We start from the raw sequence: 15,661 nt of genomic DNA on the forward strand, positions 1-15,661 counted from the left end.
CCCGATCGGGCCGAAGGGCCCACGTCGTCATACGATCAGCGGGGGAGGCTGACATGGTCACGATGCGCGACGTCGCCGAGCGCGCCGGCGTCTCGGTCGCCACGGTGTCGTTCGTCGTCAACGACAGCAAGCCCGTCCGCGAGGAGACCCGGTCGCGCGTCGAGGAGGCGATGAGGACCCTCGGGTTCCACCGCAACCCCGTCGGCGCGGCCCTCGCGCGACGCGGCCACACGCGGATCCTGGCCCTGCTGTTCCCCACCCACGAGCGCCCGCTCACCCCGACCGCCGTCGCGTTCTTCACCAGCGCCTCGCGGCGCGCGCACGAGCGCGGCTACGACCTCGTGATGTGGCCGATCGGCAACGACGCGCAGCAGGTGGCCGTGCTCGCCGGCACCGGCCTCGTCGACGGCGTGCTGCTGATGGAGGTGCAGCTCGAGGATCCCCGCGTCGACGCCCTGCGCGCCGCCGGCGTGCCGTTCGCGATGATCGGGCGCACCACCGAGCCCGGCGACATCGACTACGTCGACATCGACTTCGAGGCGACCACGCGCGAGGCGATCGCGCGCCTGCGGGGCCTCGGGCACACCGACATCGCGTTCATCGCCGGCAACGAGCCGGGATACGACCACGCGGGGCGCACCCGCGCCGAGGGGCAGTACCGCGCGACGATCGACGAGCTCGGCGGCGTGCCCACCACGATCCGGATCGACGAATCTCCCGCCGCCGGTCGCGCCCTGGGCGAGCGCTTCGCCCGCGAGCACCCGGGGGTCACCGGGGTCATCTCGCTGAACGAGCACGCGGCCGCGGGTCTGCTCACCGGCCTCGCCCACGGGGGCGCCGAGATCCCCCACGACATCAGCGTCATCTCGATGAGTACGTCGGCCTACATGGCCGAGATGGGCGAGCCGCGCCTGACCTACATGCGCGCCCCCGGCACCGAGCTCGGCGAGTGGGGCGTCGACGCCCTGCTCGAGCGCATCCTGTCGCCCGCCCACCCCCCGCAGCAGCGTCTTCTCGCCTGCGAGTACGTCCCCGGCGACACCCTCGCCCGGGCCCGCCCCGCCGCCGGCGGGGGTTGAGCGAGGGAGGAACGACCGAGTCGAAACGGGGCAACCGCCCCGCGGGGTCAGGCCGTACGACGCTGGGCCGTTTCGACTGGCTTCGCTCGCTCAACGACCGGGTGGGGGCCCAGCGCCGTACCGCGCCGTACGCGGGGCGGGGTTACCAGCGGCCGCCGTGGAGACGGCGGGTGCGCTGCTCCTGGCCGAGCTCGCCGTAGGGGTAGTCGGCCACGTGGGGCAGGCTCGCGGCGTCGAGACGGGCGCGCTGCTCGCCGGTGAGCTCGACGTCGGCGGCGGCCAGGTTGTCGTCGAGGTGGGCGAGGGTGCGGGCCCCGAGGATCACCGAGCTGACGCCCGGGCGGCCCGAGAGCCAGGCGATGGCCACGCGCCCCTGGGGCACTCCGTGCTCGGCGGCGACGGCGGCCAGCGCATCGAGCACGGCCCACGTGCGCTCCTCGGAGCGACGGCGGTCGAGGCCGTTCATCGCGCCGGGGGCGGCGTCGTGGCGGGTGCCGGCGGGCACCGTGTCGCGCGTGTACTTGCCGGTGAGCCAGCCGCCCGCGAGCGGCGACCACGGCAGCAGGCCGAGGCCGTTGAACTCGGCGGCGGGCACGACCTCCCACTCGATCTCGCGTGCCAGCAGGTTGTACTGCGGCTGGATCGACACGGGTCGCACCAGGCGCCGGAACTCGGCCACGTCGACGTAGCGCTGCAGCTGCCACGCGGTCACGTTCGAGAGGCCGACGTAGTGGATCTTCCCCGCGGCCACGGCCGAGGTCAGGAACTCGAGCTGCTCCTCGATCGAGGTGTGCGGATCCCACGAGTGCAGCTGATAGAGATCGACGGTCTCGACTCCGAGACGGGTGAGCGACGCGTCGAGCGCCTGCGCGAGGTGCTTGCGCGAGAGGCCGAGCTGGTTGGGGCCGGACCCCATCGGGAAGCGCCCCTTCGTGGCGACGACGAGGTTCTCGCGGGTCGCGGCATCGGCGCGTGCGAGCCAGCGCCCGACGATCCGCTCGCTCTCTCCGTCGGCGTAGATGTCGGCGGCGTCGATGAGATTGCCGCCGGCGGCGACGTAGCGGTCGATCATCTGGTGCGACTCGGCCTCGGGCGTCTCGCGCCCGAACGTCATGGTGCCGAGCGCGAAGGCCGAGACGGAGGCGCCCGCGGCGCCGAGGGTGCGGTACTGCATCAGGACTCCTGGGTGGTCGGGCGCGCGGCGCCGCGTTCGGCGGTCGGCCGCGGGGCGAGCGAGGCGGTCGCGCGGGTCAGCCGGTCGACGACCGTGAGCAGGCCGTCGTCCCCGCCGACGTTGCCGGCGAAGACGACGTAGGGCAACCCGGGTGCGAGGCCGTCGACGGGCCGCCAGACCGAGACGATACCGGGGAGCATGGTGCCCGCCACAACGGCGCGGCTGATGCCGAGGGCCTCGGTCGCGACGTCGGACGACGTGATGCCGCCCTTCGCGACGAGGAAGGCCGGGCGACGGCGCTCGAGCACCTCGCGCACGACGGCGACGACGGCCGCGCTGACGTCGCGCGCGATGGCGAGGCTGGCGTCGGCGTCCTCCCCGCGGCGCAGGGTGCGGCTCGTGCGGAAGACGACCGTGCCGTCCTCGAGCGCCGCGACGATCTCGTCCGCCAGCGCGCGGCGGTGATCCGGATCGGTCGGCCGCGTCGCGTCGAGCTCGACCACGCGCGGGTCGCGGGAGGCCAGCAGCCGCTCGAGCTGACGGGTGGTCATGGCGACGTGCGATCCGACGACGACGAGCCCGCCCGGGGCCGCGCCCTCCGCCGGGGCCAGCTCCAGGTCCGAGATGGGGTGGCTGGCGTGCTGACCGAGGCGCGCCCGCACGAACGAGGGCCCCGAGCGGTAGACGAACCGCTGCCCCTCGGCCTCGGCGCGCCTCACCGCCGCGGCCACCACGCGCAGGTCGTCGTCGCGCTCGGCGTCGACGGCGATCACCCGCCCGTCGTGCGCCTCGCCGAGGATCGCGCGCACACGATCCGGGCCGCCGGTGCGGATGTCGTCGATCCGGATCAGCGCGACATCCGATGCGGCGACGCGCCCGCCCGTCTGCTCCTCGACCCAGCGCGGCAGCGCCGACTCGGTGAAGCCGAAGGTGGCGTCGCGCGCGAACTCGGTCTCGCCGACCGGGGTGCGCTGCCCGTCCGCGCCGACGACGTAGTGCACGCCGTCGATCGTGATGCGGCCGGCATCGATGTACGCCGGCACCAGCAGCACGGCGTCGATCGCCTCGCCCTCCGAGAGCACGTCGGTCTCGAGCGGGAAGTGCCCGCGCAGCGTCGAGTCGCCCCGCGCCATGAACACCGGGTCGACGCCGAACTCGGCGGCGGCGCGGCGCACGTCGGCGGCGATGCGCGCCACGCGCTCCGCGGCCTCGGGCGGGCCGAGGCTGCGGGTGTTGGTGAGGATGAAGAACCCCTCGCCGCCCTGCTCGAACGCCCACCGCAGGTGATCCGGATCCGTCCGCGTCAGGACGGGGACGTCGCGAATCGTCTGGGTTCCGGTGGGGTCGTCGTCGAGGACGATCACGGGGCGGTCGGTCATGGGGTTCCTGTCGGGGGTGAGAGGTCGGCCGTGTGACGAGCTCTCCCCCGCTCGACGGGCGAGCGGGGGAGAGCGGGAGGTCAGTGCGCGAGCACCGGCTTGTCGTCGTCGAGCAGGTCGTCGGCCTTCGACTTGAAGAACTTCGTGCCGGCCATCATCGCCGCGGCGAGGAAGGCGAACACGCCGAGTGAGACGACTCCCCACACACCGCTGTCGGTCGGCATCGCCTCGTTGAAGGCGGTGCGCATCAGCGGGGCGACGAACCCGCCGAGGTTTCCGAGCGAGTTGATCAGGCCGATGCCGGCCGCGGCCGCGGTGCCCGTGAGGAACGCCGTCGGGAAGGACCAGGTGATCGGGCCGACCGAGAGGAAGCTCGCCACGGCGACCGTGATGCACAGGATGCCGAGCACCGGCTGGTTCGCGGCGCCGGCCCACGCCGATCCGAGGATGAACACACCGGTGAGGATGTAGAACGTCGCACCCCAGTTGCGGCGGCGCTTGATCGTGTTGGCCTTGTTTCCGAAGTAGTAGCAGGCGAACAGACCCACCAGCCACGGGATGCCGGTCACGAGGCCGACCTGCCAGCCGACGTCCTGGCCGATGAGGCCGGCCACCTGCTGCGGCAGGTAGAACGTCGTGCCGTACACGGCGATCTGCAGGCAGAAGTAGATGACCGTGAAGTACCAGACCTTCCAGTTCGCCATCGCGCGCCAGATGCCGGTGGGGCCGTCCTCCTGACGCACGGCGTCCTCGCGCGACATCACGTCGATGAGCGCGCGTTTCTCCTCCGCGTCGAGCCACTTGGCCTTCTGCGGGCTGTCGATCAGCAGGAAGATCGCGGCGATTCCGGCCAGGACCGCGAGCAGGCCCTCACCGAAGAACATGACCTGCCAGCCGTGCCACGGCGTGAACTGGTCGCCGAAGCTGATGAGGCCGCCGGAGAGCGGGGCGCCCAGCATCTGCGAGAACGGCTGCGCGAGGTAGAAGATCGCGAACATGCGCACGCGCACCTTGTTCGGGAACCACTCGGCGAGGAACATGATCACACCCGGGAACAGACCCGCCTCGGTCACACCGAGCAGGAACCGCAGGATGATGAACATCGTGTCGTCGGTCGTGAACGCGAAGGCGGCGGCCACAACGCCCCAGGTGATGGCGATGCGGGCGAGCCACCAGCGGGCTCCGAACTTCTTCAGCGCCAGGTTGCTCGGGATCTCGAAGATCGCGTAGCCGATGAAGAAGATGCCGGCGCCGAGCGCGAAGGCTCCGGCCGAGATGCCGCGGTCGGCCTTCAGCGCCTCCTCGGCGAAGCCGACGTTGGTGCGGTCGAGGAACGCGACGAAATACAGGATGACGAGCATCGGCATGAGGTGCCGTGTCGCTTTTCGGACGGCGCTCGCGAGCGGCTCCGTCCGCAGGGTGGCGGTGTCGGCCATGGAGGTAACTCTCCTTTGAGTCTGGCTCGGGTGGGGGTGTTCGCGGGGGCCCGGATCGACGGATCCGGGCCCGTTCTCAGTAGGCGAGGATCTGCCAGATCCCGATTCCGACGAGAACGATTCCGACGGCGAGGAAGGCCAGTCGGGACTTGCTCCAGGTGGCGATTCGCATGGGGGACTCCTCAGTGCATGTAGGTGCCGCCGTCGATGTTCAGGGTCTGGCCCGTCACATATCCGGCGTCTTCGCTGATCAGGTAGGCGATGCCGGCGGCGACGTCGCGCGGCGATCCGATGCGGGGCAGCACGCCGTCGGCGGCCATGGCCGTCTTGCGCTCCTCGGTGAGGGTGCCGCCCATGATGTCGGTGTCGATCGGGCCGGGCGCGATCGCGTTGACCGTGACGCCGAACCGGCCGAGCTCGCGGGCGACCGAGCGGGTGAAGCCGATCACGCCGGCCTTGGCCGCCGAGTAGACGGTCTTCGAGAAGGTGCCGCCGCCGCGCTGCGCCGAGATCGACGAGAGGCTGACGACGCGGCCGAGGCCGTTCGCCGTCATCGTCTCGACCGCACGCCGCGTGGCGTAGTGCACGCCGTTGAGGTTGACGCCGATGACGCGGTTCCACTCGTCGGGCGTCACCTCTAGGTACGGATCGGCCGAGGAGACGCCCGCGAGGTTCACGAGCGCCACGAGCTGCGGCATCTGCGGCTCGAGCGCGTCGAACGCGGCGCGGACCTGCGCCTCGTCGGCGACGTTCGCGCCGGCGCCCGCGGCCTTCACGCCGTGCTGCTCGGCGACCTCGGCGGCGACGGCCTGCGCGGCGGCCTCGTCGAGGTCGATGATGCCGATGCTCCAGCCGCGCTCGGCCAGGTAGTGGGCGGTGGCGCGGCCGATGCCGCGCGGCGAGGCGGCGCCGGTGAGGACGACCGTGCGCTCGGCGGGGAAGGAGCTCATGCGCCGGCCTCCGAACCCGAGTGGATGGGCGCCGGGCCGAGCTCGTCGAGCAGCTTCTGCATCGCGACGTAGGCCTTGTTGCGGTAGGCGATCAGCTCGGGCGTGCGCTCGGCGGGGACGTCGAGGAAGCCCGCGCCCGACTTGGTGCCGAGCTTGCCGGCGTCGACGAGCTCCTGCAGAGCCTTCGGGGTCGCGAAGCGCTCGGGCCAGCGGGTCTGGAGCGACTCGTAGCAGAACGCGTACACGTCAAGGCCGGCCATGTCGGCGATCGCGAAGGGGCCGAAGAACGGCAGGCGGAAGCCGAAGGTGGTGCGCACGATGGTGTCGATGTCGCTGGCCGACGCCACGCCCTCCTCGACGAGCTGCGAGGCCTCGGCGAACAGCGCGTACTGCAGGCGGTTCAGCACGAAGCCGGTCGAGTCCTTGACCCGGGCGGTCTGCTTGCCGGTGGCCCGCACGATCTCCTCGACGAACGGCAGGATCGCCTCGTCGGTTCCCTCGTGGGGGATGATCTCGACGCCCGGGATGAAGGGCGCCGGGTTCGAGAAGTGGACGCCGACGAAGCGCTCGGGGCGCTCGACCGCGGTCGCCAGCGACGCGATCAGGATCGTCGAGGTGTTCGATCCGATGACCGCGTCCGGGCGGGCGGCGGCCGAGATGCGGGCGAGGGTGGCGTGCTTGATCTCGATCTTCTCGGGCACGGCCTCCTCGATGAAGTCGGCCCCCGAGACGGCCTCCTCGATCGACTCGGCGGCGGTGATGCGCTCCTGGATCCGCTGCACGGCGTCCTCGGGGAACAGGCCGTCGGCGACGAACTGGCCGGCCTCGGTGACGAGGCGCTCGAGGTTGGAGGCGGCGACCTCGGCCGAGACGTCGGCGAGGCGGACGTCGTGGCCCGCGAGGGCGAGCACCTGGGCGATGCCGCCGCCCATGTAACCGGATCCGACGATGGCGATGGTGGTCACTGCTGACGCTCCTTGATGTTGCGGGGGATGAGGGTGCGGAGGTACTCGGCGTTCGTCGCGCACACGCCGAGCGAGTCGCCGCCGTACTGCTCCATGAGGAAGATGCCGCGGAAGCCGATCTCGTTGATCGCCTCGCGCACCAGCTGCCGGTAGTTAATGAGGCCGAGCTCCATGGAGGTCGGCACCGAGGTGGCCCACGAGCCGTCGGCCGCCTCGTCGCGCGTGTAGTTCTTCACGTGCCAGTAGTTCGTATACGGCAGGGTCTTGGCGAACATCTCGCGCCAGTCGTCGATCGGGCGGTGGAGGCGGATCAGGTTGGCGATGTCGGGGTTGATGCCGACGTTGTCGAGGCCGATGTCCTCGATGAGGCGCACCGCGCTGTCGGCGGTGCCGACGTAGGTGTCCTCGTACATCTCGAGCGACATCTGCAGGCCGACGTCGGCTGCGTGCCGGCCGAGCTCGCGCAGGCGCGTGACGGCGGCCTTCCAGACCTCGGGGTCGTCCGGATCCTTCGGGCCCTGCGTCGTCCAGAACCACAGCGCCTTGCGCTGGGCCTCGTTGAACGGCTGGTGCAGGCCGGTCGAGAACACGTCCATGCCCCACTCGGCGGCCGCGTCGATCGTGCGGTGCGCGTAGGCGAGGTTCTGCTCCTCGTGGCCCGGCCAGATGACGCTCTGGCGCTGCAGGTGCACGCTCGGGATCCGCACGCCGTGCGACTTCGCGATCGAGAGGAACTCGTCGCGGCGGGCGGGCTCGAGGTCGGCGGGGCGCACGTGGCTGTCGGCGAGCTCGGCGAGCGTGAAGCCGACCTCCTCGATCTGCTCGAACATGTCGTCCCACACCTCGGGGGCCGCGTTGTGCAGGGCCGTGCCGTCCTTGCCCACCGTGGGGAAGCCGTGAAGGCAGGTCGCGATCGGCCACCCGTCCCGGGTGTACTCGTAGGCAGTCGCCATGTGGTTGCTCCGTTGCAGTTCCGTGCGCCGTCGGTGGCGCATCCTCGATCCTATAGGATCCACGACCGGGGACGTCAAGAGGCGATTGCGCTGGACAGTGGGACGGCGCGGCGGGCCGCGCGGCGGGCCCGGGCGGGCGTGGGCCCCGGGCCGTAGAACTCGCGCCGTGCTGGGCTTGAGGTCGTCCTGGGTCGGCCATCGGCGCGTTGACTAGTCCCGCGCGGGATTCCTAGTCCAGGCGGGACTAGTGATCCCGCCGAGGACTAGTCAACGCCCAGGACGCCGGATCACCCACGACGCCGGATCACCGGACGCCGGCTCGCCCACGGCGCCGGACCACCCACGAGACCGGATCGCCCACGCGGCCGGCCGACCGCGGGTCAGCGCTCGGTGTCGTGGAGCGAGCGCTCGCGCACCTTCTCGAGGTGCCCGCGCATGCAGGCGACGGCCGCCTCGGCGTCGCCACGCTCGACGGCGTGCAGGATCGCCTCGTGCTCGGCGACGGCCTCGAGCACGTCGTCGGGGCCGGTGAGCGCGGCCTGGCGCATGCGATGCGTGAGCGCGCCGAGGCCGTCGTGCATCTCGAGCAGGTAGTGGTTGCCGGCCGCGAGGAACAGCTGCCGGTGGAACTCGCCGTCTGCGGCGAAATAGGCCTTGGTGACCTCGAGCGGCACGCCCGCCTCTGTGTGGGCCGCGACCACCTGATCCGCCGCGGCGACATGCCCCGCGTGGGCGTCGCGCAGGGCCGACACCGCGGTCGTCCCGGCGGCCACCGCGCCGCCGGCGGCGGCGCTCTCGATCACGAGGCGCGCGTCGAACAGCTGCTCGAGCTCGTCGGGGGCGAGGGGCGGGGCCACGCGATAGCCGCGCAGCGCCTCGCGCGTGACGAGCCCGGTGCGCTCGAGCTGCACCATCGCCTCGCGCACGGGCGTCGGCGAGACGTCGAGCATCCGAGCCATCGAGTCGATCGACAGGCGTGCCCCGGGCTCGACCTCGCCGGTGAGGAGCATCTCGAGGATCAGGTCGTAGACGCGGTCGCGCAGGCCGCGACGCTCGATCTCGACGACGCGCCCCAGCGGCAGGCTGCTCACCACGTGCTCCTCTCATCGGCGTCTCCGCCGTGCTCCCCCGGCACCGGATCGGCTCTCGCCTGGGCGAGGGATCCTGCTTCATCGAGGATACGGGCGAACGCCGCCGGGTCATGGGCGAAGCGGCCGAGGAAGAGGCCGTCTGCGGCATCGGCGATGCGCGCGATCAGCCCGGGCCCGGCGCTGCCTCCGTAGAGCACCGCGGAGTCGTCGGCGAGCCCCGGGCGGCGCAGCGTCTCGCGGAGCGCGCGGCACACCTCGCGGATGTGCCCGTCGCCGGCGGGCTCTGCCGCCCCGATCGCCCAGACCGGTTCGTAGGCCACGATCACCCGGCCCGAGCGCCCGGCGGCGAGCGCGGGGCCGATCGAGGCCTCGAGCTGTCGCAGCACGGCTTGGGCGGCCTCGGCGGGGGCGCCCTCGGTCTCCTCGCCGACGCAGACGAGCGGCGTCAGCCCGGCCGCGAGGATGGCGTCGACCTTGCGGGCGACATCCTCATCGGTCTCGCCGAACAGGCGCCGCCTCTCGGCGTGCCCGACCTCGACGAGGCTCACCCCGAACTCGGCGAGCTGCCGCGGGGAGACCTCCCCGGTGTAGGCGCCGTCGTCCCAGAAGACGTTCTGCGCGCCGATCCGGAGCGGACCGCCCGCGGCGAGGGCCGAGACCTCGGCGATCGAGAGGAACCCGGGGATCGCGAAGGGCTCGACGGCCCCCGCGCGCACCGCGGGATGGGTGCGGCAGAGGTCGTCGATCGCCCGCGACCACGTCATCGTGCGCTCGCGGCCGAAGTACGCCTTCAGGCTCGCGCCGATGACGAAGCGGGGCATGCGATCAGTCGCCCTCGTACGCGCAGATGTCGTTGACCTTGTCGTTCGACGCGCTCGACGGGTCGAACGTGTAGGTCAGCCACTCCTTCGCGAGGCGGCGGGCGAGCTCGATGCCCACCACCCGCTGGCCCATGCACAGGACCTGCGCGTTGTTCGAGAGCACCGAGCGCTCGACCGAGAACGAGTCGTGCGCGGTGACGGCGCGGATGCCCTTGACCTTGTTCGCCGCGATCGCGACGCCGAGTCCGGTGCCGCAGATCAGGATCGCCCGGTCGGCCTCGCCGCGCGCGACGCGCTCGGCGGCCTCGATGGCGATCTTCGGGTACGAGGTGTGGCCGTCCGCGTCGACGCCCACGTCGACGACGTCGGCCACAAGGTCGTGGGCGAGCAGGTCGGCCTTGATGACCTCCTTGTACTGGAAGCCGGCGTCGTCGCAGCCGATGATGAGGCGCAGAGCCATGGTGTCAGTCCTTACTTCGTGGCGGTCGCGCCGGTGAGGGCGCGGTGGACGGTGCGGCAGACGAGGGCGAACGACACGGCTCCCGGATCGGGGGTGCCGAGCGACTTCTCGCCGTGGGAGCGGGCGCGGCCGAGGGTGGCGACGAGATCGGCCGTGGCGCGCGCCGCGGCCTCGGAGGCCTCGGTGGCGGTGGCCCAGGCGTCGGCGAGGGGACGCCCGTCGGCGACCTCGGCGGAGAGGGTCTCGACGAACGGCACGATGGCGTCGACCATCGTCTTGTCGCCGACCTTGGCCTTGCCGAAGGCCTGGACGGCGTCGCTGGCGGCCCGGGCCCCGTCGGCGACGACCTGCGCGGAGGGCGCCGCGTCGTCGCCGAGCGCGGACCCGACGGTGCGGAGGATCTCGGCCCAGATCGCGCCCGAGGTGCCGCCGGCCTTGTCGCTCCAGGCCTCGGCGGCGTGCACGAGCACGGTCTGCGCCCCGGCGCCGCCGTCGGCGGCCGCCCGTCCGGCGTCTCGGGCCGCGCGCGATCCGCGCTGCATGCCGATGCCGTGATCGCCGTCGCCGGCGATCCGATCCATCCGTCCGAGCTCGTCGGCCGCGTCGTCGAGGGCCTGCGCGACCTCCGCGAGGCCCGCGGCGAGCGCGGATCCGAGGCGCTGGGAGGCCTCGGAGGCGGGGCCGATGGGCAGCTGCTCGTCGGCGTCGTCGACGTGCACCTCGACCCGGCGCTGCGGGGCGACGGCGCCCTTCTTGTAGCCGGGGGTGTCGGCGGGGGCCGCCCACATCCGCTCGAGCTCGTCGTCGAGCCAGAGCAGCGTCAGCGAGCATCCGGCCATGTCGAAGCTCGTGCAGAGCTCGCCGACCTCGGGCTCGACCACCGTGACGCCCGCCTCGTCGAGCAGGCGGTGCACGGTGCGGTAGACGACGAAGAGCTCGTCGCTCTTGACGCTGCCGAGACCGTTCAGGATCGGCACCACGCGGGCACCGTGGACGGTCACGTCATCGGGCAGCTCCTCGAGCAGCTTCGCGACGAACATCTCGGCCAGGCCCGCGGCCGTGGGGATGTCGACCTCGTCGATGCCGGGCTCGCCGTGGATGCCGAGCCCCACGGCCATCCGGCCCTCGGGCACGTCGAACAGCGGCGCATCGGCGCCGGGCAGCGTGCATCCGCCGAAGGCGACGCCGAACGAGCGGGTGCGGGCGTTGGCGTGGCGGGCCAGGCGCTCGACGTCGTCGAGATCGAGCCCGGCCTCGGCCGCCGCACCGGCGATCTTGAAGACCACGAGGTCGCCGGCGATGCCGCGGCGCTTCTCCTGCTGGTCGGCCGGGGCGCTCCAGATGTCGTCGGTGACGAGCACCGTGCGCACGTCGTGCCCCTCGGCGCGCAGGCGATCCTGCGCCTGGGTGAAGTGGAGGACGTCGCCGGCGTAGTTGCCGTACGACAGCAGCACCCCGCGGCCCTGGTCGGCGGCCTTCGCCACCGAGTAGACCTGGTGGGCCGACGGCGAGGCGAACAGGTTGCCCATCGCGGCGCCGTGCGCGAGGCCCGGGCCCACGAGACCGCCGAAGGCCGGGTAGTGGCCGCTGCCCCCGCCCACCACCAGCGCGACGGTGGGCTCGTCGGCCGCCGTCGAGCGGACCACCCCGCCGGGCACGCGCTGGACCCAGCGCGCCGCCGCGTCGGCGAAGCCCTCGGTCATCTCGTCGGCGAACGCCGCCGGGTCGTTGAACAGTCGCGTCATCGCGCCGCCTCCTCGTGGACGTCGTCATCCGGGTGGGTGTGAGTGAATCCTATAGGATCTTTTTAGCAGGGATTGAGGGCCCGCACTACCTCCTCCGCCACCGATTCGGGACGGGCGGATCCACCCTCGGCCTGTAGCCACCCCACAGAGATCCGCGCCCCGGAGCGCCGCACCCCACAGAATGGCGGGGTGAGTGAGACGACGGGGTTCCACATCGAGATCGGCACGCGCGACGCGAGCCCGGCCGGCGCCGAGAGCGCCGCGAGGTTCGCGGCGCAGAACGGATTCGGAGGCCTGCAGCTGACCGAGCTGCAGCACGATCCTTTCCTCGCGTGCGCCCTGGCGGCCCGCGAGGCGCAGCGGGCCGGCGCCCCGATCCGCGTGGCGACCGCGATCGCCGTGGCCTTCGCGCGCAACCCGATGACGGTGGCCGTGTCGGCCAACGACGTCCAGCTCGCCTCCGAGGGCCGCTTCGCCCTCGGCCTCGGGTCGCAGGTGCAGCCCCACATCGAGAAGCGGTTCTCGATGCCGTGGTCGGCACCGGCCCCGCGCATGCGCGAGTTCATCGGCGCCGTGCGGGCGATCTGGCGCTCGTGGGAGACGGGCGACAAGCTCGACTTCAGCGGCGAGCACTACGCGCACACGCTGATGACGCCGATGTTCATCCCCGGGCCCAACCCGCACGGCAACCCGCCGATCTGGCTCGCGGGCGTCGGCACCGCCATGACGCGCCTGGCCGGCGAGGCCGCCGACGGCTTCGTGGCCCATGCCTTCACCACCCGCGACTACCTCACCGAGGTGTCGATCCCTGCGCTGCGCGAGGGGCGCGCGAAGTCGGCCCTGACCTCGCCCGTCGACCTGATCGTGCTGCCGTTCGTGATCGTCGGATCGGATCCGTCCGCGCGCGCCGCGCAGGAGGCCGCCGTCCGCCAGCAGATCGCGTTCTACGCCTCCACCCCCTCCTACCGCCCCGTGATGGAGCTGCACGGGTGGGGCGAGGCGGCCGACGCGCTGCATGGGGCGTCGCGCCGCGGCGAGTGGCGCGAGATGGCAACGCTCGTCACCGACGACATGCTCGACGCCTTCGCCGTCGCCGGGACGCCTGCCGAGGTGCGCGCGGCGCTCGACACCCGCTTCACGGGCCTCGCGACCACGGTCTGCATCAACGCCCCCGACGCCGCGTCCCCCGACGACGTCGCCGCCCTGGCCTCCCCCGCCTGACCCCACCGCCCGCACGCGGCTACGGCGTTTCGACTCCTCGCTGCGCTCGTCGCTCAACGAGCGAGGTAGGGGCAGCGCCCGATTCAGCGGGCCGAGAAGCCCGCGAGCCAGGTGCGGTAGCCGCCGTCGAGGTTGCGGACCGGGAAGCCGTGCTGGGCGAGCAGGCGCGTGGCGAGGTGACCACGCAGGCCCACCTGGCAGTGCACCACGAGGTCGCCCGCGGGGACCTCGGCGAGGCGGTCGCGCAGTTCGTCGAGCGGCAGGTTGAGCGCCCCGGGGATGCTGCCGGCGGCGAACTCGGCGGGCGAGCGCACGTCGATCAGGGTCGCGCCGGCGTCGCGGGCGGCGCCCAGCTCGTGCCACTGCAGCGACGGCGTTGTGCCCGTGCGGACGTTCTCGGCGACGTAGCCCGCGATGTTCACGGCGTCCTTGGCCGATCCGAACTGCGGGGCGTAGGCGAGCTCGAGATGCGCCAGCTCGGCGGCGGGCAGGCCCGCGTGCATCGCTGTGGCGATCACGTCGATGCGCTTGTCGACGCCGTCGCGCCCCACGATCTGGGCGCCCAGGATCCGATCCGAGTCGGGATCGGCGATGAGCTTGATCGAGAGCGTCTCGGCACCGGGGTAGTAGCCGGCGTGCGAGGCGGGGTGCACGTGCACGACGTAGTGGGGGCGCCCGGCGGCGGCCAGCGCCTTCTCGCTCCAGCCGACCTTGGCGGCGGCGAGCCCGAAGACGCCGACGATGCCGGTGCCCAGCGCGGGACGGGCGGAGATCTCGCGCCCGGCGATGACGTCGGCCACCGAGCGGCCGTGCCGGTTGGCGAGCCCCGCCATGGTGACGAGCGCGGCGTCGCCGCCGACGAGATCCTGCTTCTCGACGCCGTCGCCCACGGCGAAGACGTCCGGATCGCTGGTGCGGTTGGTCTCGTCGACGCGGATGCCGCCGGTCTCGCCGAGCCGCAGCCCCGCCGCCTCGGCGAGCGCGGTCTCGGGGGTGACGCCCGCGGCGTCGACGACGAACGCCGCCGGGATGCGGGAGCCGTCGGTGAGCGTCACGCCATCGGCCTCGATGCTCTCGAGCGAGACCCCGAGGCGCAGGTCGACGCCCTGCGCACGGACGGCGTCGGCCAGCGGCGAGGCCATCTCGGGGTCGAGAGGAGAGAGCACCTGCGCGCCGCGCTGGACGAGCGTCACCTGGGCGTGGCGGGCCACGAGGTTCTCGACGGCCTCGAGGCCGGTGTAGCCCGCTCCGACGACGACGACCGGCGTGCGCGGGGCGCACAGGGCGGCGTCGATCGCGTCGGCGTCCTGCACCGTGCGCAGCGTGATCACGGGGATCGCCGGGCGGGTGGCGAGCGGACGGGGGCGTGCGCCGGGGGCGAGCACCAGGCGGTCGTAGGTCTCGGTGAACGAGGTGCCCGAGGGACCCGTGACCGTCACAGTCTTGCCCGCCGTGTCGATCGCGGTCACCTCGTGGCGCACGCGGACGTCGAGGCGGAACCGGCGGTGCAGCGACGCGGGCGTCTGCAGCAGCAGGGCGTCGCGCTCTTCGATGACGCCGCCGATGAAGTACGGCAGGCCGCAGTTCGCGTACGACACCTCGGGGCCGCGCTCGAAGACGACGATCCGGGCGTGCTCGTCGAGGCGGCGCAGACGCGTCGCGGCGGACATCCCGCCCGCGACGCCGCCGATGATGACGACCTTCATGGTCATGCCTCGCACCGGCAGCGCTCGTCGGCGGGGACGCCGAGCAGCGCCTGCTCGATGTGCTGGCCGCAGCCGTCCCAGGTGGGCTTGCCGCACCGGGGGCAGGTCACTCGTGCGCACATATCAGTCACTCACTTTCCGAAGAGGCGCGCGAAGAAGCCTCCGCGCGAGGTCTGGGCGTCGGCGAGCTGCGCCGGCGTGTGGGATCCGCCGCACCACTGCACGGCCGGCACCGTGCGCTTCACCGTCGCGACGTGCTGGCCGCAGCCGGCCCAGGTCGTCTTGCCGCAGACGCGGCAGGTCACTGCTCGACACATGTGCTGTCCTTCGCTGGAATCGGATACTCCCGGGGGTATCCTAGGCAATACTCCCCGGGGTATCCTGAACGTCCAGTCAGAGGAGAACAAGATGACCGACCTCGCACACGATGCCGCCGCACAGCGGAAGATCTCCAACCGGCTGCGCCGCGCCCAGGGCCAGCTCGCGGCCGTGATCGCCGCCGTCGAGGCCGATGCTCCGTGCCGCGACGTGGTCCAGCAGCTGGCCGCCGTGTCCAAGGCCCTCGACCGCGCGGGCTTCCTCGTGATCTCGACCGCGCTGAAGGACTGCCTGGGCGATCCCGACGCGGATCAGGACACCCAGACCGACGAGCTCGAGAAGCTCTTCCTCTCACTGGCCTGA

General features: G+C 72.4%; 15 protein-coding genes. 3 read left to right on the forward strand and 12 right to left on the reverse strand.

The genetic code is table 11. The features are described from left to right. Positions 1 to 53 precede the first annotated feature (53 nt). On the forward strand, positions 54 to 1,079 hold the full coding sequence (locus ACOKGD_RS14430; protein WP_342335770.1) for a LacI family DNA-binding transcriptional regulator: 1,026 nt from the start codon (positions 54 to 56) through the stop codon (positions 1,077 to 1,079). 142 nt (positions 1,080 to 1,221) lie between these two features. Here ACOKGD_RS14430 and ACOKGD_RS14435 read toward each other — a convergent pair whose 3' ends face one another. From ACOKGD_RS14435 to ACOKGD_RS14480, 10 genes are all read right to left on the reverse strand, one after another. Beyond that, positions 1,222 to 2,253: an aldo/keto reductase gene (locus ACOKGD_RS14435; RefSeq protein ID WP_342335771.1), complete on the reverse strand. Its 1,032-nt coding sequence runs from the start codon at positions 2,251 to 2,253 to the stop codon at positions 1,222 to 1,224. Beyond that, positions 2,253 to 3,632 carry a four-carbon acid sugar kinase family protein gene (locus tag ACOKGD_RS14440; protein ID WP_342335773.1) on the reverse strand — a complete coding sequence of 460 codons (1,380 nt, stop codon included), beginning with the start codon at positions 3,630 to 3,632 and terminating at the stop codon, positions 2,253 to 2,255. The genes ACOKGD_RS14435 and ACOKGD_RS14440 overlap by 1 nt, the downstream gene beginning before the upstream one ends. Positions 3,633 to 3,712: 80 nt before the next feature. Then, positions 3,713 to 5,068 carry an MFS transporter gene (locus ACOKGD_RS14445; protein WP_342335774.1) on the reverse strand — a complete coding sequence of 452 codons (1,356 nt, stop codon included), beginning with the start codon at positions 5,066 to 5,068 and terminating at the stop codon, positions 3,713 to 3,715. 182 nt (positions 5,069 to 5,250) lie between these two features. After that, complete coding sequence (locus tag ACOKGD_RS14450; protein WP_342335776.1) at positions 5,251 to 6,018, reverse strand: SDR family NAD(P)-dependent oxidoreductase; 768 nt, start codon at positions 6,016 to 6,018, stop codon at positions 5,251 to 5,253. Next, the gene (locus tag ACOKGD_RS14455; RefSeq protein ID WP_421355127.1) at positions 6,015 to 6,950 is read right to left on the reverse strand and encodes a 3-hydroxyacyl-CoA dehydrogenase family protein; all 936 of its coding nucleotides are present in this window, start codon (positions 6,948 to 6,950) and stop codon (positions 6,015 to 6,017) included. The genes ACOKGD_RS14450 and ACOKGD_RS14455 overlap by 4 nt, the downstream gene beginning before the upstream one ends. 29 nt (positions 6,951 to 6,979) lie before the next feature. After that, positions 6,980 to 7,936 carry a sugar phosphate isomerase/epimerase family protein gene (locus tag ACOKGD_RS14460; protein ID WP_342335778.1) on the reverse strand — a complete coding sequence of 319 codons (957 nt, stop codon included), beginning with the start codon at positions 7,934 to 7,936 and terminating at the stop codon, positions 6,980 to 6,982. A 380-nt stretch (positions 7,937 to 8,316) separates the two neighbouring features. Further along, positions 8,317 to 9,027, reverse strand: coding sequence for a GntR family transcriptional regulator (locus ACOKGD_RS14465; RefSeq protein ID WP_342335779.1), 711 nt, complete (start codon positions 9,025 to 9,027; stop codon positions 8,317 to 8,319). Next, positions 9,024 to 9,848: a triose-phosphate isomerase family protein gene (locus ACOKGD_RS14470; protein ID WP_342335780.1), complete on the reverse strand. Its 825-nt coding sequence runs from the start codon at positions 9,846 to 9,848 to the stop codon at positions 9,024 to 9,026. Before ACOKGD_RS14470 ends, ACOKGD_RS14465 begins: the two co-directional genes overlap by 4 nt. Before the next feature lie 4 nt (positions 9,849 to 9,852). Further along, on the reverse strand, positions 9,853 to 10,308 hold the full coding sequence (locus tag ACOKGD_RS14475; protein ID WP_342335782.1) for a ribose-5-phosphate isomerase: 456 nt from the start codon (positions 10,306 to 10,308) through the stop codon (positions 9,853 to 9,855). Between the two features lie 11 nt (positions 10,309 to 10,319). Continuing rightward, on the reverse strand, positions 10,320 to 12,053 hold the full coding sequence (locus ACOKGD_RS14480; RefSeq protein ID WP_342335783.1) for a dihydroxyacetone kinase family protein: 1,734 nt from the start codon (positions 12,051 to 12,053) through the stop codon (positions 10,320 to 10,322). Positions 12,054 to 12,242: 189 nt separating this feature from the next. Here ACOKGD_RS14480 and ACOKGD_RS14485 point away from each other — a divergent pair, with 189 nt between their 5' ends. After that, positions 12,243 to 13,274: a TIGR03617 family F420-dependent LLM class oxidoreductase gene (locus ACOKGD_RS14485; protein WP_342335784.1), complete on the forward strand. Its 1,032-nt coding sequence runs from the start codon at positions 12,243 to 12,245 to the stop codon at positions 13,272 to 13,274. Positions 13,275 to 13,357: 83 nt separating this feature from the next. Here the strand turns inward: ACOKGD_RS14485 and ACOKGD_RS14490 are convergent, their stop codons facing one another. After that, on the reverse strand, positions 13,358 to 14,980 hold the full coding sequence (locus tag ACOKGD_RS14490; RefSeq protein ID WP_342336451.1) for an FAD-dependent oxidoreductase: 1,623 nt from the start codon (positions 14,978 to 14,980) through the stop codon (positions 13,358 to 13,360). A 131-nt stretch (positions 14,981 to 15,111) separates the two neighbouring features. After that, complete coding sequence (locus tag ACOKGD_RS14495) at positions 15,112 to 15,297, reverse strand: hypothetical protein (RefSeq protein ID WP_342335785.1); 186 nt, start codon at positions 15,295 to 15,297, stop codon at positions 15,112 to 15,114. 91 nt (positions 15,298 to 15,388) lie between these two features. Here ACOKGD_RS14495 and ACOKGD_RS14500 point away from each other — a divergent pair, with 91 nt between their 5' ends. After that, a complete protein-coding gene (locus tag ACOKGD_RS14500; protein WP_342335787.1) occupies positions 15,389 to 15,661 on the forward strand; it encodes a metal-sensitive transcriptional regulator in 273 nt (90 codons plus the stop codon).

The organism is Microbacterium phosphatis, from assembly GCF_049177115.1.
GTDB classification, from domain to species: Bacteria; Actinomycetota; Actinomycetes; order Actinomycetales; family Microbacteriaceae; genus Microbacterium; species Microbacterium phosphatis.